The sequence below is a fragment of the Pantoea sp. X-Soil-TKNS-1211 genome, from assembly GCF_059730495.1.
The window spans coordinates 320,323-341,602 of the sequence record NZ_AP035956.1 but is presented as its reverse complement, the minus strand read 5'-3'; the positions used below and the strand labels follow the sequence as shown (position 1 = coordinate 341,602).

Annotated in this window: 23 protein-coding genes and 2 pseudogenes; 13 read left to right on the top strand and 12 right to left on the bottom strand. The window is 51.2% G+C overall.

Annotated features, from left to right (window positions below; genetic code table 11):
* Positions 1-724 precede the first annotated feature (724 nt).
* Both AC6I8W_RS26440 and AC6I8W_RS26435 read left to right on the top strand, forming a co-directional pair.
* Positions 725-1,945: an oligosaccharide flippase family protein gene (locus AC6I8W_RS26440; protein ID WP_497839223.1), complete on the top strand. Its 1,221-nt coding sequence runs from the start codon at positions 725-727 to the stop codon at positions 1,943-1,945.
* Complete coding sequence (locus AC6I8W_RS26435; RefSeq protein ID WP_497839222.1) at positions 1,942-2,811, top strand: ATP-grasp fold amidoligase family protein; 870 nt, start codon at positions 1,942-1,944, stop codon at positions 2,809-2,811. Before AC6I8W_RS26440 ends, AC6I8W_RS26435 begins: the two co-directional genes overlap by 4 nt.
* A gap of 146 nt (positions 2,812-2,957) precedes the next feature.
* Here AC6I8W_RS26435 and yajD read toward each other — a convergent pair whose 3' ends face one another.
* Positions 2,958-3,305 (bottom strand): HNH nuclease YajD, encoded by a 348-nt coding sequence (yajD, locus tag AC6I8W_RS26430; RefSeq protein ID WP_480371903.1) that lies wholly within the window; start codon positions 3,303-3,305, stop codon positions 2,958-2,960.
* Between the two features lie 530 nt (positions 3,306-3,835).
* Between yajD and AC6I8W_RS26425 the strand changes: the two genes are divergently transcribed.
* Complete coding sequence (locus AC6I8W_RS26425) at positions 3,836-4,948, top strand: alkene reductase (protein WP_497839221.1); 1,113 nt, start codon at positions 3,836-3,838, stop codon at positions 4,946-4,948.
* A gap of 76 nt (positions 4,949-5,024) precedes the next feature.
* On the opposite strand, the gene AC6I8W_RS26420 is transcribed toward AC6I8W_RS26425, so the two are convergent.
* From AC6I8W_RS26420 to AC6I8W_RS26410, 3 genes are all read right to left on the bottom strand, one after another.
* A complete protein-coding gene (locus AC6I8W_RS26420) occupies positions 5,025-5,750 on the bottom strand; it encodes an SDR family oxidoreductase (protein WP_497839220.1) in 726 nt (241 codons plus the stop codon).
* A 76-nt stretch (positions 5,751-5,826) separates the two neighbouring features.
* Positions 5,827-6,597 (bottom strand): enoyl-CoA hydratase/isomerase family protein, encoded by a 771-nt coding sequence (locus tag AC6I8W_RS26415; RefSeq protein WP_497839219.1) that lies wholly within the window; start codon positions 6,595-6,597, stop codon positions 5,827-5,829.
* Between the two features lie 20 nt (positions 6,598-6,617).
* The gene (locus AC6I8W_RS26410) at positions 6,618-7,235 is read right to left on the bottom strand and encodes a glutathione S-transferase family protein (protein ID WP_497839218.1); all 618 of its coding nucleotides are present in this window, start codon (positions 7,233-7,235) and stop codon (positions 6,618-6,620) included.
* Positions 7,236-7,367: 132 nt separating this feature from the next.
* Here AC6I8W_RS26410 and AC6I8W_RS26405 point away from each other — a divergent pair, with 132 nt between their 5' ends.
* The 3 genes from AC6I8W_RS26405 to AC6I8W_RS26395 all read left to right on the top strand — a co-directional run bounded on the left by AC6I8W_RS26405 (position 7,368) and on the right by AC6I8W_RS26395 (position 9,709).
* Positions 7,368-8,246, top strand: coding sequence for a LysR family transcriptional regulator (locus AC6I8W_RS26405; RefSeq protein ID WP_497839217.1), 879 nt, complete (start codon positions 7,368-7,370; stop codon positions 8,244-8,246).
* 390 nt (positions 8,247-8,636) lie between these two features.
* Positions 8,637-8,948, top strand: coding sequence for a cupin (locus tag AC6I8W_RS26400; RefSeq protein ID WP_497839216.1), 312 nt, complete (start codon positions 8,637-8,639; stop codon positions 8,946-8,948).
* A gap of 65 nt (positions 8,949-9,013) precedes the next feature.
* The gene (locus AC6I8W_RS26395) at positions 9,014-9,709 is read left to right on the top strand and encodes a helix-turn-helix domain-containing protein (RefSeq protein WP_497839215.1); all 696 of its coding nucleotides are present in this window, start codon (positions 9,014-9,016) and stop codon (positions 9,707-9,709) included.
* On the opposite strand, the gene AC6I8W_RS26390 is transcribed toward AC6I8W_RS26395, so the two are convergent.
* Genes AC6I8W_RS26390 through AC6I8W_RS26370 form a run of 5 tightly spaced genes read right to left on the bottom strand, consistent with a single transcriptional unit; the run spans position 9,686 to position 14,522 of the window.
* Positions 9,686-10,282 carry a bifunctional 4-hydroxy-2-oxoglutarate aldolase/2-dehydro-3-deoxy-phosphogluconate aldolase gene (locus AC6I8W_RS26390; protein WP_497839214.1) on the bottom strand — a complete coding sequence of 199 codons (597 nt, stop codon included), beginning with the start codon at positions 10,280-10,282 and terminating at the stop codon, positions 9,686-9,688. The genes AC6I8W_RS26395 and AC6I8W_RS26390 overlap by 24 nt on opposite strands.
* Positions 10,272-11,168 carry a 2-dehydro-3-deoxygalactonokinase gene (locus AC6I8W_RS26385; RefSeq protein WP_497839213.1) on the bottom strand — a complete coding sequence of 299 codons (897 nt, stop codon included), beginning with the start codon at positions 11,166-11,168 and terminating at the stop codon, positions 10,272-10,274. Before AC6I8W_RS26385 ends, AC6I8W_RS26390 begins: the two co-directional genes overlap by 11 nt.
* Positions 11,165-12,061 carry a dihydrodipicolinate synthase family protein gene (locus tag AC6I8W_RS26380; RefSeq protein ID WP_497839212.1) on the bottom strand — a complete coding sequence of 299 codons (897 nt, stop codon included), beginning with the start codon at positions 12,059-12,061 and terminating at the stop codon, positions 11,165-11,167. Before AC6I8W_RS26380 ends, AC6I8W_RS26385 begins: the two co-directional genes overlap by 4 nt.
* Positions 12,055-13,218: a mandelate racemase/muconate lactonizing enzyme family protein gene (locus AC6I8W_RS26375; protein WP_497839211.1), complete on the bottom strand. Its 1,164-nt coding sequence runs from the start codon at positions 13,216-13,218 to the stop codon at positions 12,055-12,057. The genes AC6I8W_RS26380 and AC6I8W_RS26375 overlap by 7 nt, the downstream gene beginning before the upstream one ends.
* Before the next feature lie 17 nt (positions 13,219-13,235).
* Positions 13,236-14,522 (bottom strand): MFS transporter, encoded by a 1,287-nt coding sequence (locus AC6I8W_RS26370; RefSeq protein ID WP_497839389.1) that lies wholly within the window; start codon positions 14,520-14,522, stop codon positions 13,236-13,238.
* 373 nt (positions 14,523-14,895) lie between these two features.
* Here AC6I8W_RS26370 and AC6I8W_RS26365 point away from each other — a divergent pair.
* Positions 14,896-15,063, top strand: a pseudogene (locus AC6I8W_RS26365) (NUDIX domain-containing protein); the annotation flags it as partial.
* Positions 15,064-15,261: 198 nt separating this feature from the next.
* Here the strand turns inward: AC6I8W_RS26365 and AC6I8W_RS26360 are convergent.
* Positions 15,262-15,401 (bottom strand): annotated as a pseudogene (locus AC6I8W_RS26360) (transposase); the annotation flags it as partial.
* Positions 15,402-15,891: 490 nt separating this feature from the next.
* On the opposite strand from AC6I8W_RS26360, the gene AC6I8W_RS26355 reads away from it, so the two are divergent.
* Positions 15,892-16,119 (top strand): hypothetical protein, encoded by a 228-nt coding sequence (locus AC6I8W_RS26355; protein WP_497839210.1) that lies wholly within the window; start codon positions 15,892-15,894, stop codon positions 16,117-16,119.
* 190 nt (positions 16,120-16,309) lie between these two features.
* On the opposite strand, the gene AC6I8W_RS26350 is transcribed toward AC6I8W_RS26355, so the two are convergent.
* Positions 16,310-16,630: an alcohol dehydrogenase catalytic domain-containing protein gene (locus tag AC6I8W_RS26350; RefSeq protein WP_497839209.1), complete on the bottom strand. Its 321-nt coding sequence runs from the start codon at positions 16,628-16,630 to the stop codon at positions 16,310-16,312.
* A 134-nt stretch (positions 16,631-16,764) separates the two neighbouring features.
* Positions 16,765-17,673, bottom strand: a complete 909-nt coding sequence (locus AC6I8W_RS26345) for a LysR family transcriptional regulator (protein WP_497839208.1) — start codon at positions 17,671-17,673, stop codon at positions 16,765-16,767.
* Between the two features lie 205 nt (positions 17,674-17,878).
* Between AC6I8W_RS26345 and AC6I8W_RS26340 the strand changes: the two genes are divergently transcribed.
* The 5 genes from AC6I8W_RS26340 to AC6I8W_RS26320 all read left to right on the top strand — a co-directional run bounded on the left by AC6I8W_RS26340 (position 17,879) and on the right by AC6I8W_RS26320 (position 21,260).
* Positions 17,879-18,337: a (R)-mandelonitrile lyase gene (locus AC6I8W_RS26340; RefSeq protein WP_497839207.1), complete on the top strand. Its 459-nt coding sequence runs from the start codon at positions 17,879-17,881 to the stop codon at positions 18,335-18,337.
* A gap of 13 nt (positions 18,338-18,350) precedes the next feature.
* Complete coding sequence (locus tag AC6I8W_RS26335) at positions 18,351-18,620, top strand: hypothetical protein (RefSeq protein ID WP_497839206.1); 270 nt, start codon at positions 18,351-18,353, stop codon at positions 18,618-18,620.
* A 35-nt stretch (positions 18,621-18,655) separates the two neighbouring features.
* The gene (locus tag AC6I8W_RS26330) at positions 18,656-19,393 is read left to right on the top strand and encodes an SDR family oxidoreductase (protein WP_497839205.1); all 738 of its coding nucleotides are present in this window, start codon (positions 18,656-18,658) and stop codon (positions 19,391-19,393) included.
* A gap of 90 nt (positions 19,394-19,483) precedes the next feature.
* Positions 19,484-20,044: a cytochrome P460 family protein gene (locus AC6I8W_RS26325; protein ID WP_497839204.1), complete on the top strand. Its 561-nt coding sequence runs from the start codon at positions 19,484-19,486 to the stop codon at positions 20,042-20,044.
* 1 nt (position 20,045) lies between these two features.
* A complete protein-coding gene (locus AC6I8W_RS26320; protein WP_497839203.1) occupies positions 20,046-21,260 on the top strand; it encodes an arabinose transporter in 1,215 nt (404 codons plus the stop codon).
* Positions 21,261-21,280 lie beyond the last annotated feature (20 nt).

The window sequence follows — 21,280 nt, the reverse complement described above, 5'->3', positions numbered from 1 at the left end:
CGCTCCCATGGGGGCTGATGGACGGGCTGGTGCAATTTTATTTCAGGTTATGGCGAGAATGACACTTCTGTGTGCCCTGGTGGTCTGGAAGATGTTAGTTAGTAATAAATCATTACGCTAAGTCTGCAAATTAAACAAAATGTTTCACCAGCTCAGAGAGGTGCTCGAGTGTACCGTGTTTATCCGAGGTAGAACGACAAAGCCACCAGGGTGGAGACAACGTAACAGAAATGTTAATTACAGGACAGCAGGACCATCGCATTATATCGTCGCAGGTACTGTACCCTGGGCGTCCTGGTGTGGTTTCTTCCGGGTGTTTTGAGTGAAACTGATACATTCACGGCCCTGGGTATGTACCTGATAGGGCTTTGATTATGCGCGTCTTAATGCGCTTTTTACGGTGAATGAATGTAGAGACCAGCCAATATAAAACCACTGATCATTATCCCTGTCACCGCATTATTCTATTATAAAACTCCAATAATAAATGGAATCATTATTAGATCATGCTTGCAACTAGTCTGATTAATTAAAAAAGCCTTCACTATTTTTATATAAAGCGGCACACTACCAACCAAAAGTGAGCCTGTGAAATAATGACTGAAGGTGTGGCTATTTAGATAAAAATAATCTCTCAAGCTGAAATGCCTTTCATTCATAAAGAAATAACCAAAAAAACTATGTATATGTGAGACATGAAATGTACACTAACGCATTATGGATCATGTTAGAGAAGTCAGTTAGTATTATTGGGTTGATATATATCAACTCACTCATGGCAAAGTACATTGGCCCTGATAATTTCGGGAAAATAAATATTTCCACTTCGCTTTTTATATTCGTGCAAACATTGTCATGGTTTGGTGGTCAGAATATTCTATTTAAGCGCATGAGCGAAAACACAAAGTCCGGTATCGCAATGGCGATGCATACTCAAAATCAACGACGCATTTTATTTCTTCTGTCATCAAGTTCAATTTTAATTTATTTGTACCTTTATACTGACTTTATTGTGTTTTTGTTTGGCGTAGCTAACTGCATTGCTACATATTATATCGTGATGGACTTCTTTTCTATTTACAATAACACGCAATTGAAGTCAAAAATAAACACTATAACCAATGTGATTGGTTTGTCTTTGGCTCTATTGATCAGGTTTTACATCTCCTACTTCAAAATGCCAGTTTACTACTTCACGATACCCATTATCATAATTCCACTTGTGCCTTACATTTTACGGTTGGTTTATTTTAAATATACAGCAATGCCAAAAGAAACGGGTAAGGGTGCTATGCTGTACAATCGGCATATGCTATACGCTGGCGGAGCCTTAATTTTATCAAGTCTATCGATAGATATATACACTCAGATATCTAATATTTTTTTGGCTAAAATACTTTCTTACTCAAACTTAGGGGTTTACAGCGTAGCCTTATCAATAGGAGGTGCCTGGTCTTTTATTGTATTGGCATTGATAACGAGTTTCTTCTCAAAGATATATAGTGAAAAAAACCCAATAGCCATTGAGAAGCTGCTTGTTAAAATCAATCGAATTGTCATTCTATTCTCTCTTGTTACTTTGGGCGGGTTCTATCTGGTTGGTGATTATTTTATACATTTACTGTATGGCGATAAATATATGGATGCGGTTAATGTAATACCCATAATAATTATGGCCACAATGTTCTCTGCGTTGGGGACAATTTGTTACAGGTATATGATAAAAGAATCAGGATACGGTTACCTGGCTAAAAAAATGTTTTTATGTTGTGTGTTAACAATACCATTGTCCTGGTTAATGATTAGTTCATTCGGGATTAATGGCGCTGCCTATTGTTTTTTGATTGTAGAAGTTTTGTCCTGCACGTTGCTAAATTACTTCTTCAGGAATAAAACAATCATCAAAATGCACCTTAATATTTTTAAACCGGGGTTGTTGAAATGAAAATGATTAAACAAACAGTTAAATCAGCTCTGAAAGTTAGCGCTAACATTTTTCCTGAATTTTATGCTAAAACTCACTATCTGATCAGATTCAAGAGGAAATTAAACTTAAGAAATCCTGCCAGTTTTAATGAAAAAATACAGTGGCTTAAGTTTAATGAGCTGAATGACGATATTTACACGCTGTGCGCTGATAAATATAAGGTTCGGGATTATGTTATATCCAAAGGGTGTGGGGATATACTTAATGATCTGTACGGGGTGTACGATAACCCACAAGATATAAACTATGATGCATTGCCAGAGAAGTTTGCACTCAAATGTAATCATGGGGCAGGTTATAACATAATTTGTGATGATAAATCATTATTAGATATTGAAAAGACAAATAAGAAGCTTAATGAATGGTTAAAGCAGGATTACTCTGCAAATTTTGTGGAGCCGCAGTATAAAAAAATAGAAAGAAAAATCTTATGTGAAAAGTACATTGAGAATGAACGCGGTGGCTTTCCTGATGATTATAAATTCTATTGTTTTAATGGGATACCCTATGCGGTAATGGTTTGCGTGGGGCGAGAGAAGGGTACGCCTAAGTTTTATTATTTTGATATGAACTGGAATCCTCTTCCTTTCGAGGATACCATTGATTTAATAAATGAAAATCATTACCCAAAGATGCCTGATGGTTTTACTAAAATGAAGGTTTGTGCCATTAAATTAGCATCTGGTTTTAAATTTGTTCGAGCTGACTTCTATCTTCTTAACGGTAAGGTGATCTTTGGCGAGCTGACATTTACCCCCTCAGCAGGGCTGGATGTCACCCTACAAGAAGCAGATATGTTTTTAGGAAGCCAACTAAAGTTATAGTTTGAAAAGCGATAAATATATCTATCTCCAGGTTCGTGCTGAGTCACTTAACCGGTAATTGATTGTTGACGCTGTCTGGCCATTTCACGCATTCGGATGTCTGCCTGATGCAGCGGACATCCGATTTTCGCTCAAACAGCCTGACGCTATTTCTTCTTATTCAGCATCGACTTTAAATCGGCAAAGGGATTATAGGTTGCGGCCGCAACATCTTTTTGTGCATCTTCCCCGGCGACAACGCTTGTACCATACTGGTCAGCTTCAGTGTACTTCGAGTGCTCGTGGTCATGGCAATACAGACACAATAACTCCCAGTTGCTGCCATCTTCCGGGTTATTGGTATGATCGTGATCGATATGGTGAACCGTCAATTCGCGCAGATTGGAATAAACAAACTCCCGTGCGCAGCGTCCACACACCCATGGATAGATTTTTAGGGCTTTCTCACGGTAACCGCTTTCCAGCCGCGAGTAGTTTTTGGGGATCAGAGCCATTGCTGAAACAACCTGTCATAAAGAGATAGTTCTCTAATATATCCCAAAATAGAAGCGAAAGAGACGGGTTGGCGTAGTTCGCTTGTCGTTCGCAACCGTCATGCTCTCAGTTCAATGCCTGAAAAGACATTTAACGTCCCCGGTATCTCTTGTTAAGGCGGCCTACCGTACTATCAGGCGTGGCACCTGGCGGTAAAATCGGGACATAAAAAAGCCCGCGACAGCGGGCAAACAGACTTTAGAATGATAGAGTTTTTATATTAAGCAACACTTTTGCTGTGTGTCGCTTGGTGATCATAACCTATTGATAGTTTGCTATGTTTACTGTTTTCAGGGTTTTTATCTGAAAGTTGACTGTCATCGTTGTTTATAGTTTTGGGTGGGTGGAGGCCTTTATTAAAATTCAGCCACGGCACCTTAGGATAGCCAGGCGTATTCCAGACAAGCATAGAGGTTATGCGCCAGCGTGTATTTCTGGCCAGTGGCTCGTCATTTTATGCTTTCATCATCATCCAATGAGAGAGCGACAAATGAACGCATTATTCACCCCCATTACCGCAGGAAAACTGCGCCTTCAGCATCGGGTTGTTATGGCACCGGCTACGCGCATGCGCACCGAAACGGGTGGCGTGCCGGGTGAGCTGATGGTTGAGTATTACCGTCAGCGTGCCAGCAAGGGCGGACTGCTGATCGCAGAAGCTACCGCGATTTCGCCGTATGCCAATGCCTATGCAGATGCACCCGGTGTTTTCACTGATTTGCAGCAGGCTGGCTGGAAACGTGTTGTTGATGCCGTTCATGGCCGTGGCGGTCAGATTGTGTTGCAGCTGTGGCATCCGGGCCGCCAGTCCCTGCCTGAGCTGTCTGAGGGCCGTCAACCGGTCGCGCCTTCTGCCCTAACCGCGCGTGATACTTACGGTGTGGGTAAAAACATCGATGGAACTTATGAGGGGAAATTATTCCCTGAGCCTCGTGCACTTGAAGTAAAAGAAATAGCAAACATCATTGAAGAATTCCTCCAGGCTGCTATTCGGGCGAAAGCCGCGGGATTTGATGGTGTGGAGCTGCACGCTGCCAATGGATATCTACCAGAACAGTTCCTGCTGGACGGCAGCAACTTTCGTCAGGATGAGTGGGGCGGAAGTCTGGCAAATCGCGCCCGTTTTTTGCTGCAAACGGTGACCACATTGACGGATGTGTGGGGGGCAGGGCGCGTGGCAGTACGTATCTCGCCAAGTGGTATCTACGGTGATATGTATGACAGCGATCCGGCGGCGACCTTCAGCTATCTCGTTGAGAAGCTAAACGATGCCGGCCTGGCTTATCTGCATATCATTGAGCCACGCATCGTCGGGCCTGATGACCGGGAAAGTGACCACTATGCAGAACCCATTGCCAGTCGTCAGCTGCGGGAGTTCTATCACGGAATCATTATTGCGGCAGGTGGCTTTACGCCAGAAGCAGGTGAAAAAATGTTGGCAGCGGGAGAGGCTGATTTGATCGCGTTTGGCCGACTTTTCACCTCCAATCCGGATCTGCCGGTGCGAATTCAGCAGGGCTACCCTCTGGCACACTATCAGCGCGAAACGTTCTTCGGTGGTGATGCTCGTGGCTATACCGATTTTCCCGTGTATGCGCAGTAACCGTTTAAGTCATAAAACAGTGCGGGCGGCCTCAGTGCTGCCCGCACTGTTTTTCTGTTATTGAAATCGCTGTTCTCTAAATCTGCGAGACCCCCACTGACGCACCGCCATCAACATATAACGTCTGTCCGGTAATAAATCCCGCATCTTCTGAAAGCAGGAAACTGATAGCCGCCGCTATCTCTTCAGGTTTACCGAAGCGCTTCATCGGCACACTCTCAAGGTAACGTTGCTCACCCTCACTGCCAGGCGCGTTACTCGCGCGGAACAGCTCGGTTTCAGTCGGGCCGGGTGCAACGGCATTGACCGTAATACCCTGGGTAGCCAGCTCAAGCGCCCAACTGCGGGTGAAGCTCACCAGAGCGGCTTTTGCGGCGGCGTAGGATGTTCGTTGAGGTACAGCGAGTACCGTCAGGCTGGCAATATTAACAATTCTGCCCCATCCACGGCTTTTCATTCCCGGTAATGCAGCCTTAGCCGCCACCAGGGCTGGATGCAGATTGACGCGCAACACGTCATCCAGCGCTTCCGTCGTCACATCCGGCAGCCACTGCGGGCGTACCAGTCCGACGTTATTGATGACGCCATCAACACTAAATTCAGCACTAATCTCGTTGAATGCGCGCTGTACCTCCGGCGTATCGGCCAGGTCGAGGGGAATAAAATGCCCCGGATATCCCCGTGCAGGTGCATTTCGGGCAATGCCAATGACCGTATGCCCTGCTAAAGCCAGCTTCTGAGATAACGCGTAACCAATACCTTTACTTGCTCCGGTAATGAGGAACGTTCTTTTCTGATCCATATGATTCTCCGGTAAATGGAACGACAAAAACCGGCGCAGTAGGCGGCGCCGGATGAATGATGGTTGCGAAGATGAATTAAGACGCAGAGGCTGCCTGCAAGGCCACGTCGGCGGCGCTGATACCTTCCAATGCCAGTCCGTAACCGGCACCTTCATCAATAAGGCGACGCAGTTTCTGCGTCAGCGCAATACGCGTATAGCGACTGGTGAGCGGCGGCAGTGCGGCGAGTGACTCTGCCAGTTCATGGGCGCGTATCAGCAACGTATCGCGGGGGACGATTTCATTAACGGCTCCCCACTCCTTAGCCGTTGCCGCATCCAGCTCTTGACGCGTCAGCAGGAAGTAGCGCCCCCGTACACTGCCTATTACCTCGGGCCACAAGAGGTTGACGCCGTCTCCCGGCACGATACCGAACTCAAAATGTGGCTTGTCCTGGAAAACGGTATCAGGCGTTGCCAGCACAATATCCGCCAACAATACATATTCTGAATGCAGGCGGACCGGGCCGTTCAATGCCGCGATCACCGGAACCTCGATGTCTAGCAGGTTCATCAGCACCTTTTTGCCTTCGCGGTAAATTTTGTCGTAGCCACGAGGGGTGAAGAAATCAAATCCATCCGGGCTGATGTTTTCCATAAACGCGTCGCCTGCGCCGGTCAGGATCACCACGCGGTTATCCGGGTCTGCACCAATCTGATGAAAAAGCTCAACAAACTCCTCGTGTGTATGGCCGTTGAACAGCAGCGAACCGCCGTCGGTATGCAGCATGACTTCAAGCACACCGCTGGTTGAGCGGCTAAGACGAGCATGGTTAAAGCTGTTACGGTAATTTTCGAAACGTGACATGGTTATTTCCTCTTGGATTATCAGGATTCAATTAAGGCATTCAGTTTTGCGACTGCACGCATGACAGCGGGGCGTGCGGAAACGGTTTCAAACCAGCGAGTAAGATTGGGCAATGCCTCCAGGCTGACGCCTGCAAATTCACGCCGCCACATCCAGCCGTAATGCGCGATATCTGCGATGGTGTACTCATCGCCTGCTATCCAGGGTGATTCCCCAAGCTGACGTTCCAGCAGACCGGTAACCCGGTTGGCTTCCGCGCTGAACCGTTGCTGCGCCAGCGGTTGCGGCTCGCTGACCAGACGGGTGAAAAATCCAGCCTGTCCGAATGCGGGACTGAGCACAGAGGCGTGGAAAAACAGCTGTTCAAATACCCTGGCGCGAGGGACTCCGGAAGGGGGCAGCAGTTTGCCGTGCTTTTCAGCCAGATAAACCAGAATCGCCGCTGATTCGCTCAGCACCTTATCGCTGTCACGCAGTACGGGGACTTTGCCGTTCGGATTCATCTTCAGAAAATCGTCTCGTTTTTGTTCCCCCTGGCGGACGTTAACGGCGTGCAGCTGCCATGGCTGGTCCAGTTCTTCCAACAAGATGGCAGGCTTGAGGCTATTGGGGGTGGCGTAAGCGTAAAGTTCGTACATGGTCAGGCTCCACATTCAGGTTTAAACAGGCGATGACGCGTGCCCGTTGTCGTTGATGTGAAGTATCTGCTAATGTCCGGGGGTAATGGCAGACAGCTAAAAACCATAATTGCTATTCCCGGGAGGAATGACATGGATCGCTTTCAGGCAATGCAGATGTATGTTCAGGTGGTTGATGCGGGGTCCTTTTCTGCGGCCGCGCGCATCCTTAATATCGGGCAGCCTGCGGTATCCAAGACTATCGCTCAACTGGAAAAACATCTGGACGTACGTTTACTGTTGCGGACCACACATGGATTAACCCCCACAGAAGCGGGGCAGCGCTTCTATGAACGTGCACGGATTACCTTGCAGCAGGCCGATGAAGCGGAAATGGCTGCACGCGGCGCTGACAAGGGGCTGACAGGTGTGCTGAGGGTGGCTGCGGCGCCAACGTTTGCCAGACTGCATGTCATCCCGCAGCTGGCAACGTTTATGGCACAGCATCCGGAGCTGCAGATAGATATCAGGCTTGACGATCGTCCCATCGATCTTATCTCTGAAGGTATTGATATCTGTCTCAGAATGGGCACCTTACAGGATTCAGGCGCGGTAGCGCGCAAGCTCGCGACTTCACGACGATCTGCTCTGGCTACGACAGAGTATTTGTCCCGGTTCGGGTATCCTCAACATCCTCGCGAGTTAAGTCAGCATGAGGCACTCATTTTCAGCCCGTTGAACGATACATGGGCTTTCCATCGTGGAGACGAAGTCGAAAATGTTAGCTTGCAGGGGCGACTGCATCTTAGTGCTGCGGAAGGTATTCGTTCAGCCGTGTTGGCGCACATGGGGGTGACCGTCGCTTCTGATTGGATGTTTGCCCAGGAAATTGCTGACGGAGCGGTGGAACGCTTGCTGAGTGACTGGACCTTACCCGATATTGATCTGTGGGCGGTTTTCCCCGGCGGGCGAATGGCTACAGCCAAAGCACGGCAGTTTGCGGCGTTTGTCGAAGCCCTGTTCGAAGCCTGATTTGATTTATAATTTTGACACCGGGAGCGAAGAGGATGACGGGTGTGTCGCTCTACGGTGAGACATGCGTGAACTATCGGTCTGTTGAGTGTTTATTGAGCGGTTTTGGCGCAGTCGGCCTTACATGCGGGCATCAGGATCTTATTCACAGGGTATTGAGCCGGATATGCACGCTGATTGTGGATAACTAAAGTCGGTGTTTATCGCTCATGTACTCATTTACTCAAAAACTCATTCGTGAAAATAACAACCCTGGCAGTACATCATGAACCTGAAGTGGACGTCACGGTGACAGATCCGGACAAGCGGTGCCACAGGTGTTGAATCGGCTCATCCCGTTGGGTAATCCTGTGTAGACGGAGTGAATCCACTTTTACCTAAGGGAACAACATGAGGTTTTACCGCAGCAAGGAATTTACTGGATCTAAAGCCTGGGAATCGTTACCTGTCGCGAGTTTTGATAATACCAGCGTGAAGCTTCACTGGACCGATCAGCCTTACAAGTGGCATGTCAACGATGGACATGAAGTCTTCGCTGTTATGGATGGCTGCGTTGAGATGTTCTATAAAGAAAATGGACAGATAAAAAGTAGGACACTGCATACTGGGGATATTTTCTACGCCAGTGAAGGGACGGAACACGTTGCCCACCCACAAGGAGCTGCGCGCGTCCTGGTTGTCGAAAACGAGGGATCTGTTTAGGCATATCACCTCTAAATCAACAGGATTTATCATTCCCTGACTCCCAATTCCCTACAAGGACTCTCATGAACAGCACTGTCTACGATGCCTTCCGCTGCCTGAACTTATTGGCGACGGCGAACCGTCCGCAGGGCATTCGCGAAATGGGACGCGAGCTGGAGTTGGATTCCGCGAAGGTCACGCGCTTAATGCAGACCTTGCTGGCGTTGGATATAGTGCAACGCAATGCCAGCCGCAAATACAGTTTGGGTATCGGCATCCACCGCTTATCGGCTCACGCGATTCATAACTCGGCGTTTTACAATGCGGTGATGGATTTGTTGGAAGAGAGCGGGAATCACACCATCTCCATCGTGATCGGCGTGCTGAGTGGGAAAAACGTGGTCTATTTGATTCATACCCGTGGTGGAAAAAGTATTGCGCGCGCCATTGGTAATTATGAATCTTACCCCGTGCATGATTCGGTGATCGGCATTAAATTGCTGTCGGCAATGAGTGATGAAGAAATTATCGGCCAGATCGGCATTCACGATTATCAACTGCTCCGAAAGGATATTGACGAGGCGCGGCGGCATCAGGTATTCACCAAAGATTTTGGTACGAATGACTATCGCCTGGCCTGCAATATTCCCGGTATGCAGGCAGCGATAGCGTTGTCGAATATCAGCCGTGAGAAAATGGATATTGAAAGTTTGCGTTTGTACCTGACGTCGGCGGCGAAGAAAATTAGCGGTGAATCACTGTCGATGTTGCAGCAGTAGTTCGCAACGCGCAGCGGTGTCGGTCACGCGCTGGCCGGGTTTATACAGTGTTGAGCCTAACCCAACCGTATCGTAATAGCGCAGAAACTCACCGGCATTTTCCACCTCCACGCCACCCACAGCGGAAAAGCTGACGGGCTGAGAAAGTGGACCTTTTATCAGTTGCGGGTAATTACGCGGCAGCGCGCAGGCGGGAAATATTTTCATCACATCGACCCCCAGATCGACAGCAGTGAATATTTCACCAGGCGTAAACACCCCCGCGCAGACGAAAAGACCCTGTTGTTTGGCCGACGCAATGACCTGCGGGTTGAGATTGGGCGTGAGGATGAAATCGGCAGCGGCGGCAATACAGCGCCGCACCTGATCCGTCGTAGTGACGGTGCCCACACCGAGTTGGATATCGCTGCCAAAGCGCTGGCGAACGTTATCCAGGCTGGTTTCCCAGTCGGGTGAGTTGGTGGTGATTTCCACGCGATGGATGCCATGCTGCAATAAACAGGCAATATGAGGCACCGCGTCATCTGGCGTTATTCCGCGCATTATTGCGATGATTCGTTGATTACGCTCCATAACCAAATACCTTATTCAGTCCGGTGATCATGGCGATTTCGGCAGGTAATAACTCACAACCAAGATGCATAATTTCGCAGGCCTGCTGGTAATGCGGCAGCAGCGTTTCGCTGCCAATAAAACACACCGTTTTAGCCCCGCCGGGATGACCGCGCGCAATTTCGTATCCCATGAGCAATCCGGAAAGCCATGAAGCGACGTCCTCCTTTGCCAATGCATCAAGAATGTAGCGCCCTCGACAGCGAAACAGTTCTGTCACCAGTTCAAGTTCTTCGCGCACCACTGTCAGAGCCGTCTCTACCCCAGCCTGAAAGGCTGCCGGGGAGGGAACCTGTTCCGGCAGGCCTTTTCCCACCACGGAATGATTGAGCAGCAGATGATAAAGCTCGCCGGTCATTAAGGTCTGTAAACCTGTGACCAACTGCTGCGAACGCTCAACCCTGAGCCACTTGCTGTGGGTGCCGACGGCAGCAAATGTGCTGGCATCAGAGTGGGTTAACGCACCAGCCAGTTGCATCTCTTCGCCCCGACAGATCTCATTCACCCGTTTGTCGCAAATGCCGGGCCGCAAGGTCAGCGGATTTGGCAAGATACCCGGCAACGTCATGCCCTTACCGAACAGTTGCGAAAAGTTGAGTGGCATGTCGAGATAGCCTGCGTCTGCAATACCGATATTGCTGCCAATCATGCCGCAGAGCAGCACAGGTAATTGTTCATCATAAGCATCCTCAAGCCGCAACAGTTGCTGTTGTAAAATTCCGGGCAACGCATTGCGTTGACATTTGCCAACGCCGCAACTGTTTTGCACCGCCTTAACTACCACGCCATCGCGCACGCTTAACGCGCGGAAGTTGCTGGTGCCCCAATCGACCGCGATGTAGTTCATGGGCGGTCTCCCAACACGGCCAACGGCAGGAAATCGGTCAGTTCCTTCAATTCCTGACGCGTAGTGTCATCCAGACTTTTCGCCGGTTCACGCACGTAATCACTGGCGAAAATCCCTGCCTGACGTAGCACAGCTTTGTGAATGGCGACGCCGATCCCCGGTTGTACGCCATAGCGCAGGAAAGGAAGATAACGATAAAAAAGGGCCTGCGCTGCCTGACGATTTTGCTGCCAGGCCGCCAGGATGGCGTTGATCACGTCCGGGAATTCACACGCTGGCATGGTGCCCGTCACGCCACGACCTAACTCTTCAAACAAGAATCCTGCGTTCAGGCCGCCAAACAGGCCCACATTCTCTCCAAGTGCCTGTTTTAGAGCAGTGATTTTCAGTGTGGTTGGCGGTTGTTCCACTTTGATGTACTTGATGGCGGGAAAGTCCTGACACAAACGCACCAGCGTTGGCACGGGAATGTTCACACCGGTCATCAGCGGCGCATCCTGAATCATGATGTCGATATCGCAGGCATGGCAGATGTCGCGCCAGAAACGATAAATCTCCTCCGGGCCAGGCTTCACCACCGAAGGTGGATTGACCATCGCCACCTGCGCTCCCCAGCGATGCACCCGGTTGATCTCTTCAATGGCGACGGCAGATGACGCACCGCCAGCCGCAGCCACCAACGGCAAATCACCCACCTGCTTTTTGACGCAATTAAACAACGCGTGCTTCTCGTCACGAGTCAAGGCATAGCCTTCGGAGGCATTGCCAAACAGCGCCAGGCCATCAATGCCTTGTTGCAGTAGAAATTTCACCAGACGTTCAATGGACGCTAAATCCAGCTGACCTTGCTCATCAAATGCCGTGGCAAGAATCGGTACATTACCTTTTAACATGATGCCTCCATCACAACGTTTCGAACGCGATCTTCATCGATTTCAATGCCTAATCCTGCGCCTTGCGGCAGATGATACTCACCGCGTTCGCAAATCATGGGTTGTTTCAACAGTTGATTAGCGATAGCAAAAACCGGCGGTTGGTACTCGAGCATGAACAGGTTGGGTATGGCAGCTGCGGCATGAATCGACGCGGCGATGCACGGCCCTAAGCCCACGCTTAAATGCGGTGCAACGCGCAGATTCCATGTTTCGGCCAGAGACGCGATGTGCATCAGTTCACTGATGCCGGTTCTGCCGACATCGGGTTGCAGAATGTCGGCCGCACGCTGTTCAATCACCGCTTTGAACTGATAGCGAGTGCGCTCGGTCTCGCCTAAAGCAATGCTGATTGCGCTTTTCGCCCGTAATTCGCGATGACCGGCGATATCTTCTGGCAGGAGCGGGGCTTCCAGAAAACCGACTCCCAGCGTGTGCAGCTGCGCCGCCAATTCGGTGGCATCCGCCACGCTGTAATTCCAGTGCGCATCGAGAAAAATGTGTGCTTCATCGCCGAGTGTTTCGCGGATGGCGCGGATATTTTTGATGTCTTCACGCACCCCGTAACCCAACGCTAACTTAACGGCATTGAAGCCTTTCTCCTGCCATTGCATGGCGAGCCGACAACGGCTGTCGATATCGGGTTCAGGCAATCCAGAGACATAACAAGGAACCGAATCGCGAAACGCGCCACCAAGTAATTGGTGGACCGGCAGGCCGAGAATTTTGCCTTTGAGATCCCACAATGCGATATCCACCCCAGCGATGGCATCGATGTGATAACCGCTGATGTGACCGCGGTCGCGCATGGAGTCATACATCCTGGCGTTGAGCACGCCGCTGGAGAGCGGTGATTGTCCGATCAACAGGGGGGTAAACAGCTGATTAATCAATTCCGCGATGACCTGTGGCACCACGGGTGCCAGCGCTTCTCCCCAACCGACATGGCCTTCGCTGCTGGTAATTTTCACCAGGCAGGTTTCCATCTTGCGGGAATAGACACAGCGGTATTCCGGGCGATAGTAGTAATCGGCGGCGTTTCCGTCCGCCTTGCCACCGAGATAGGCCTGGTCCGGGGTAATTTTGAGTGGGAAACACTCAACATTCGTTATGTGCATAAAGGCTCCAGCTTCCGTTAGTTCAACACTTTTCCGGCAGTTTCTTTGGCAAACCACACCGCAATGAATGAGATCAACGCGGTGACCATCACATACCAGGCGGGAGAGAGCGGGTCACCCGTGAAGGAGATCAGACTGGCTGAGGCCAGCGGCGTTACACCGCCAAACACTGCCACAGTGAGGTTGTAGGACATGGCGATGCCACCATAACGGATCGCGGTTGGGAAGAGTTCGACCATCGCGGCACCGCAGCCACCATTGAAGAGCGCAACAAACACTCCCAACATGCTCATCGCCGCGATGGAACTACCCACCGATCCCTGTGTCATCAACAGCATGGCGGGATAGGTCAACAGCATGAAACCGGCGCATCCCACGAGCATCAGTGGCCGCCGTCCCCATTTATCCGACAGATAGCCGGTAATGGGCATGCAGATGGCGACACTCAGCAAGCCCAGCGTGGTAATAAGATAGGAATCGGTGCGGCTGTAGTGCAGATGCGTTGACAAGTAGCCGGGCATAAACGATTGCAGCACCCAGCTGCTGACCGCTTTGATCACCACGAAACCGGTGCAAAACAGCAACGCCGACAAGGAGGTTTTGAGGGCGGTGCGCAGTGGGGACCGTTCGATTTTTCCGCTGGCTTTCAACATGTGAAATTCCGCCGAGTCCTCCATGTTGCGGCGCATATATAACCCACCTAATCCGAGCGGGGCAGCCAGCAGGAACGGAATGCGCCAGCCCCAGTCATTCATCGCTGTCTCACCCAACCACCAGGTCAAAAGCAATACCAGACCTGAGCCGCAGACAAATGCCATAAAACTGAAGTTCTCGCTCCAGCAGGTAAGTGTTGCGCGACGATGTGGCTCAGCACTCTCCGCCAGATAGGTGATGACGCCGGAGCTTTCGCCGCCTGCCGCGAAACCTTGTACCAACCGGGTTATCACCAGCAGTACCGGCGCGATAATTCCGACCTGGTGCCAGGTCGGTAGAATCCCCATCGCAAAAGTGGACAGAGAAGTAATGACGATCACCGTCACCAGCACTTTGCGTCGTCCCAGCCGATCGCCCATTGAACCGAAAAATAACCCCCCCAGCGGCCGCATTAAAAAGCCTGAGCCAAACACGGCGAAGGACTTCAAAAGTGCGGTGGCAGGATCGGAACTGACAAAGAAGTTGCTGGCAATAATCGCCGCTAAGGTGCCGTACAAGCCAAAATCGAACCATTCGATAAAATGACCAATCCCGGCAGCCATCATGATTCTGGCAATACGTTTGGGCGGATTTTTCGTTTTTGTCGCCATGTACTCGCCGCCATAGTGGCGGGTTGAATTCTCCATACGACCTCCAGAGGATAAATGCCACGCCACAGGGAGGCGCGTTATGTCTTGGAAGTTAGCGTATGAATTTTGTGGATAGGTTGCGTTGGCAGGACCAGATTGCGTGAAGCGAATCAAAGAACAAATCAGTAAATTGCTTCACATAGTGAAGCAGAAAAGGGAAACCGATAAAAAAGTCAGCCAGTGGCAGCCTCTGGTTATGAATGAGCGAAAAGCTGATGCGACATGCGGATAAAACCATAATGAATGTCAGTTTTTTGGGCGATTCAGGCGTTGAGTTATGTTTATATAGCTGTTCGGAACCCGTTTGTTTTAGGTTGAACCAGAGAGAGGTTTTGTGCGTACTCGTCCATCATCCCGGTTGATAGTTCTTTCTCCTGAAAATCATGTCCTGCTGTTTAATTTTTGCCATAAAAATGATGCTTTAAGTGGCAAATCATACTGGGCAACGCCGGGTGGGGGGCTTGAACTCAATGAATCCTTTGAGCAGGCTGCCTTACGCGAATTTTAGAGGAACTCAGACAAACCGAGGAAACGATCTTTCCACATGATTTGATTATCGACATACTTGCAGGAAAGTTGGCCTTTACCGCTCCATTCCGCAAGTAAGACGCGAACATTGCCACCTCATCCCTGACGAGTCAGGATTTCAGCGGCGTCCATGACCATTGTCAGTTGCTGGCTGACTGACGACCCCTCAAAGGACTGCCATGCCGACAAACTTCTTGCGCCAGGTGTAAAGGTGGCGTCTGAAATAGCATGCTTACGGCAGCGCTCCCGGGCAGAAACCCCGGCTTCCGCCTCACGGAGAAATAATGCGGCAACAAAGGGAAAAATTCGCAAGGAGCGTTAATATCGATATAAATTAGTATGTTACGTTATCTTGAAATATCGCTGTTTCGATCTATTTTTATCCTAAGTCAAACTGATTGCTCACATATGTCTTATGAACGAAACCAGATCACACAGGGCAGCGATGATTGGATGTGCTATTGGAGCAGCTGTCATTGAGTTAACCGCCAGAGGGGCAGAACTAAGTAAGGCTAACATTTTGTATGAACTTGAAAGAATGTCAGCTTCTTCAAAAGATTTGCAGACTAAAGCTTTTGCACGCGATGCTGCAAATCTTCTCAGAAAGGGACTCGAATAGTTCTCTGGCCTTGAACAGCGAGGATATTCAGCGCTGGAAAGTGTGTTGATTCAGCTTCAATTTAAACACAGGAGCAGCGCCAGATAGAGCAATGATTGTAAAGAGTTACTCAGGGAGGAGTATTTACAAGCTAAGTGCCAGGGAGCGTGATAGGGTCGGTATTCACTGGCTCATAGGATACATATGAAACGAGTTATCGTTTTCTTTAATTTAGGCCCCGCAATAGTGATGAGCTTGATGGATGGCGTCACCTCTATCCGCCGGGAATATCCTAACGGACAAGAAGTTCAGCTTCAAATTATGTCTGCAGGTTTTCCCTCCCTGACCGGCGACTCATTGGTGGTTCACGTTGCCTCTGACCGAACCCTTTCAAGCGATGAAATACTTGAAGCAGCAAACAAACTGCTCTGAAATGGGATCCGCAATTACCTCCGGATTGTGGATGCTCGTTAAGCGGCCGGGGAAGGCTATTACTGGATCAAACGTGGTAGTGAAGAGCCTGAGATGTGGTTGTATTCAGAAAGTCAGCCTGAGGGATAGATACAGCCTCAGCATGATAAACCCGTCAGTCTCAGAATACTCACCCATGAGGGTTACCGCATCAATACTCTGCATATCCGCCATCGATAGTCAGTGCTGTAGTATGACCGTGGCCACCGTGCCAGCCAGCACCTACACGCTGGCCCACTTTCCACTTAGATGCTCCAGGACCTGACTTCTCAACGACACCCACCACTTCATGTCCCGGTATGCGAGGGAAAGAGGAGGACATCCCTTCACTTACCTTTGCATCGCCGTGACAGACGCCACAGGCCTCAACGCGGATCAAGACCTGACCATGTTTTGGTTCTGGAATATCTTTCTCAACAAGCTGCATCGGCTCGCCTTTAGCGAGAACCTGGACTGCTTTCATTTTTGCCATGTAAAAACCTCGTTTCATGTGTGCGGTAAGAAACCGTAATAACGTCACGGCCGTTAACAATGGCACTCATCTTAGGAGGTCAGTCTTAAGCTGGCTTGCCTGAAACAATGAAAAAAAGACACGATTCTTTCCTCTTAAACGGACGCTTTGCGATTCGAATAGCGAAGCGCGTCAACCAGCAGGGCAAATGCAGGTGTAGGCTGCCGATGGCTGGGATAATAAAGATGGTATCCAGAAAAGGGTTCACACCATTCATCCAGGACTCTTATCAGTTGTCCTGACGTGATATAAGGCTCAAGCTGGGCTTCTGGCAGGTAGGCGAGACCGCGTCCCGCCAGCGCGGCTTTTAAGATCATGCTGCCAGTATTGAATACAAGCTGCCCATCAACCCGCACGTTCAGCTCTCGTCTTTCTTTTTCAAACTCCCAGGCGTAGAGTCCACCGTGTCCTGAAAGTCGCAAATTGATACAGCAATGTTCTGTCAGCTGCTGAGGAGTTTTGGGCACTGGCCTGTTGCTGAAATATGCAGGCGAACCCGCGACGGCCATACGCATAGGAGGACCTATTCTTATCGCAATCATGTCCCTGGCAATGGTTTCTCCCGGGCGGACACCAGCATCAAAGCGGTCTTTAACAATATCAACCAGACCATAATCCGTCAGGATTTCAACTTTGATGTCCGGGTACTCCTCGACGAGCTTTTCAACAGCCGGCCACAGCACTGACTCAGCAGCATACTCCGTTGACGTCAGGCGAATCGTACCTGCAGGTTTGTCGCGTAATTCGGTGAGTACCATCAACTGCTGCTGAATTTCTTCAATCCGGGGACCTACGGATGCCAGAAGACGCTCACCGGCCTCGGTCGGCATGACGCGACGCGTCGTCCGGTTCAGCAACCTCAGTCCCAGTCGCGCCTCAAGTGTCCGGACCGTCTGACTCAGAGCAGACTGAGATACGCCCAGCCGCTTGGCGGCACGCGTAAAATTCTGCTCTTTCGCCACCACCATAAACGCAGCGAGATCGTTAAGGTTTTCACCTGCCATTTAAAAGCCCTCCTTATTATTTCAATCTGAATTTAGCATCTAATCACTGAATAAGTCCTCCGATATACTACCCATGTTCATAAATTAACCAGATGCTGAAGAGGTATTCAGGGTAAACAGCTTCAGCATCTGTAATGTACTTGCCCGGCAGTATGCGGGGCTGAATGCGGCTGAAGCCGGCGACAGATATAAGGAGTACATCAAGATGAAAGGTATTATCGCAGCGGCAGCAATGGCTGTACTCGGTACGGCGCAGGTGTCGGCCGATGAAATTTTGATCCGCCGGAACGGACAAACGCCTTCCGTATCGGGCAAAGCTGAGAACTTTACGGGACAGGCGGTTATCAGCTCGCTGCTACCGCCGAACGACAGCACCCGGGCAAACCTGGGTCAGGTGGATTTCGTACCCGGCGCGCGTACCGTATGGCATAGGCATCCGGCCGGCCAGCTGCTGATTGTCACAGCAGGAAAGGGCTGGGTCCAGGAACAGGGCAAAGCACGTCAGGAAATCAGCCCGGGCGACGTGGTGTGGATACCGGCATCGGTACGCCACTGGCACGGCGCGACGGCCACGTCGCCGATGAGCCACCTGGCCATGACGTATATGGTGGACGGCAGCAATGTTGAATGGCAGGAGCCCGTCACCGACGAGCAGTATCGCTGAACCGGAGGAAAGGATGGAAAAATCAACAGCCGCGGCTCTGGCGCTTACTCTCGGTTCCGGCGGGGCCATTGCCGATGCGGGCTTCCAGAGAGGCCCGCTGTCAGAAGCTGATATGCAGACGGTTTCTCCCGTGCTGGCGCGCTATGCCGATACCCGGTTGGTCAGCAAACTCTGGAAGAGCTCAGACCTGTCGCCGCGTGGCCGGAGCCTGACCACCATGGCCGATGTTATCGCACGCAACCAGACGATCCTGTTGCCGAAACAGCTTGAGCTGGCAAAGTAGCGGCAGGAGTGAAAGCCCGCCGTAAGGAAAACACTATGTCCCAGAATATTGAAAATAAAGTTGTTGTTATCACCGGCGCAAGCAGCGGACTGGGGGCCGAAACGGCACGTCATCTGGCAGGCCAGGGCGCGAAAGTAGTGCTGGGTGCCCGTCGGTTGGACCGGCTTGAAAGTCTGGCCGCCGAGCTGGGGCTGGATACCCGTGCCGTTCTGAGCACCGACGTGACGGACCGGGCACAGGTTCAGGCTCTGGTTGACCGGGCGATCGAGCTGCACGGCCGCATTGACGTACTCATTAATAACGCTGGCCTGATGCCAGGCTCAATGCTCGACAAGCTGAAAATTGACGAATGGGATCGCATGATCGACGTCAATATCAAGGGCGTGCTCTACGGCATCGCGGCGGCGTTGCCGAAGATGAAAGAGCAGAAGTCCGGTCAGATAATCAACGTCTCATCCGTCGCCGGACATAAGGTTGGTCCCGGCGGGGCGGTCTATGCCGGCACCAAATGGGCCGTCCGGGCTATTTCTGAAGGCTTGCGTCAGGAAGTGAAGCCCTGGAATATCCGCACGACCATCGTTTCGCCTGGTGCAGTAGACTCCGAGTTGACCGGAACCATCACTGATGAGGATGTTGCGAAAGGTATGGCAAAAAGCTACGAGAATGCGATCCCGGCCAGCTCATTTGCCCGCGTAGTGGCATTTGCCATCAGCCAGCCTGATGAGGTGGACGTTAACGAAATTCTGTTCCGCCCAACGGTTCAGCTCTATTAATCATCCCGTCTGGCACGCGCCTGCTCGCCAGACGGCTTCTCCGTCAGCCAGACATATTTTCCCGGACGGGAAGCTCAGAGATTAAACATCATGACAAAAAGATTAACAGGCTGCCGCGACAGCCTGCAGGATTCCTTACGCCTGAATATTCCTCTGGGAAACCACGCTGAGCGGCTGCAGGGTGACATATGTCGGCGGCTAAAACTACTGACAGTGCTGATGGCAACTGTCCCGGCAATGTTGTTAACGAACACGACAGCCGCTGAGGCTAAAGTGGAATTTCCTGTGGGATACGCGCAGGGAAAACACTACGGCAGCATCGTACGCGGCGATACACGCGAGGAGCTGTATACCACGCCGGAAGCCATTGCGGCGGCCAGTCGCGGTGAACCGCTGCCTGAAGGGACGGTTATCACCATGGAAGATTACCGGAACCATCAGCTTTACCGGTATGTGGTCATGGAGAAGCGCAAAGGATGGGGGCAAGCGCATCCAGCAGAGCTTCGCACGGGCGACTGGGAGTTTCAGTGGTTCAATCCGGACCGCACGGTCAGGCCAGGCGAAAACCTTGACCGGTGTCGCGCCTGCCATACCTCGCAGTCAGGTAATGATTACGTTTTTAGTTTCGACAGAATGAAGGAGTCAGACTGATATGCCGGTTAACCATTCTTCCACGACCGTCGGCTCTTCGGTACTGATGACCCTGATGCCGGTCATCACCGCAGTGCTGGTCGGCTTTATTATTATTGGTGTGGCGCTTCCCGTTCTGCCACTGCATGTGGAAAACAGTCTGGGATACGGGAGCTTCATCGTGGGGTTAGTGGCGGGGGCGCAATTTGCCGCCTCACTTATTTCACGCATCTGGTCAGGCTCTTATTCTGACCGCTGCGGGGCAAAAAAAGGCGTGGTCGTCGGACTGATTGCCGCAGCGGCGGCCGGACTGCTTTATCTGGTGTCACTCTGGGTAACGAGCTTACCTGCCCTGTCGGTCGGCATCCTGATGGCGGGCCGGGCCATTCTGGGCGGCGCTGAAAGCTTCATCATCACGGGTGGTGTAGCCTGGGGGCTGGCGCTGGTTGATAAAGCACATGCCGGAAAGGTGATAGCCTGGGTCGGAACGGCCATGTTTGCCGCCATGGCTCTTGGCGGACCGGTGGGGACATTGCTCTACGGCGCGTTTGGCTTCAAAGCCATTGCGCTGATAACCCTGCTGTTGCCCCTGCTCGTGCTGATTTACCTGTCACGCATGCCTGCCGTAGCCCCGCACCCACACGACGCTCACGCTTCGTTTGGTTCGGTCATGAAGGCGGTGTGGTTACCCGGTCTGGGCGCTGCGCTTGCCAGCACGGGCTACTGCACCATCCTGGCGTTCAGCTCACTTTACTACAGCGCCATGCACTGGCAGCCGGTGTGGATGGCATTCACCGCGTTCGGTATTGCCCTGATTGTGGCCCGCACCTTGGCCGGTCACCTGCCGGACCGTTTCGGCGGTGCGCGCGTCGCGCTCATCTTCGTACTGGTCCAGGCGACAGGGCTATTTCTGATGTGGTTCGCCAGAACCCCGCTGACGGCATCCGCCGGGGCTGCGTTTGCCGGCTTTGGCTATTCACTGGTTTACCCGGGCCTGGGTATTGAAGCCATCAGCGGTGCATCGCCGCAAAGCCGGGGCATGGTGATGGGTATCTACACAGCCTTTCTTGATGTGGCTATGGCCGTTGGCAGCCCGGCGTTTGGGTGGCTGGGTGGTCATCTTGGGCTTGAAAATATCTTTCTGGCCGGTGCGCTGGCCGTGCTGAGCACCGCCATTGTCGCGGGACTACTCATCAGGCGTTCTGCGATAAGGTGCCAACCGCATCGATCTGTATGACCGTACCGAGTTTATCCCCT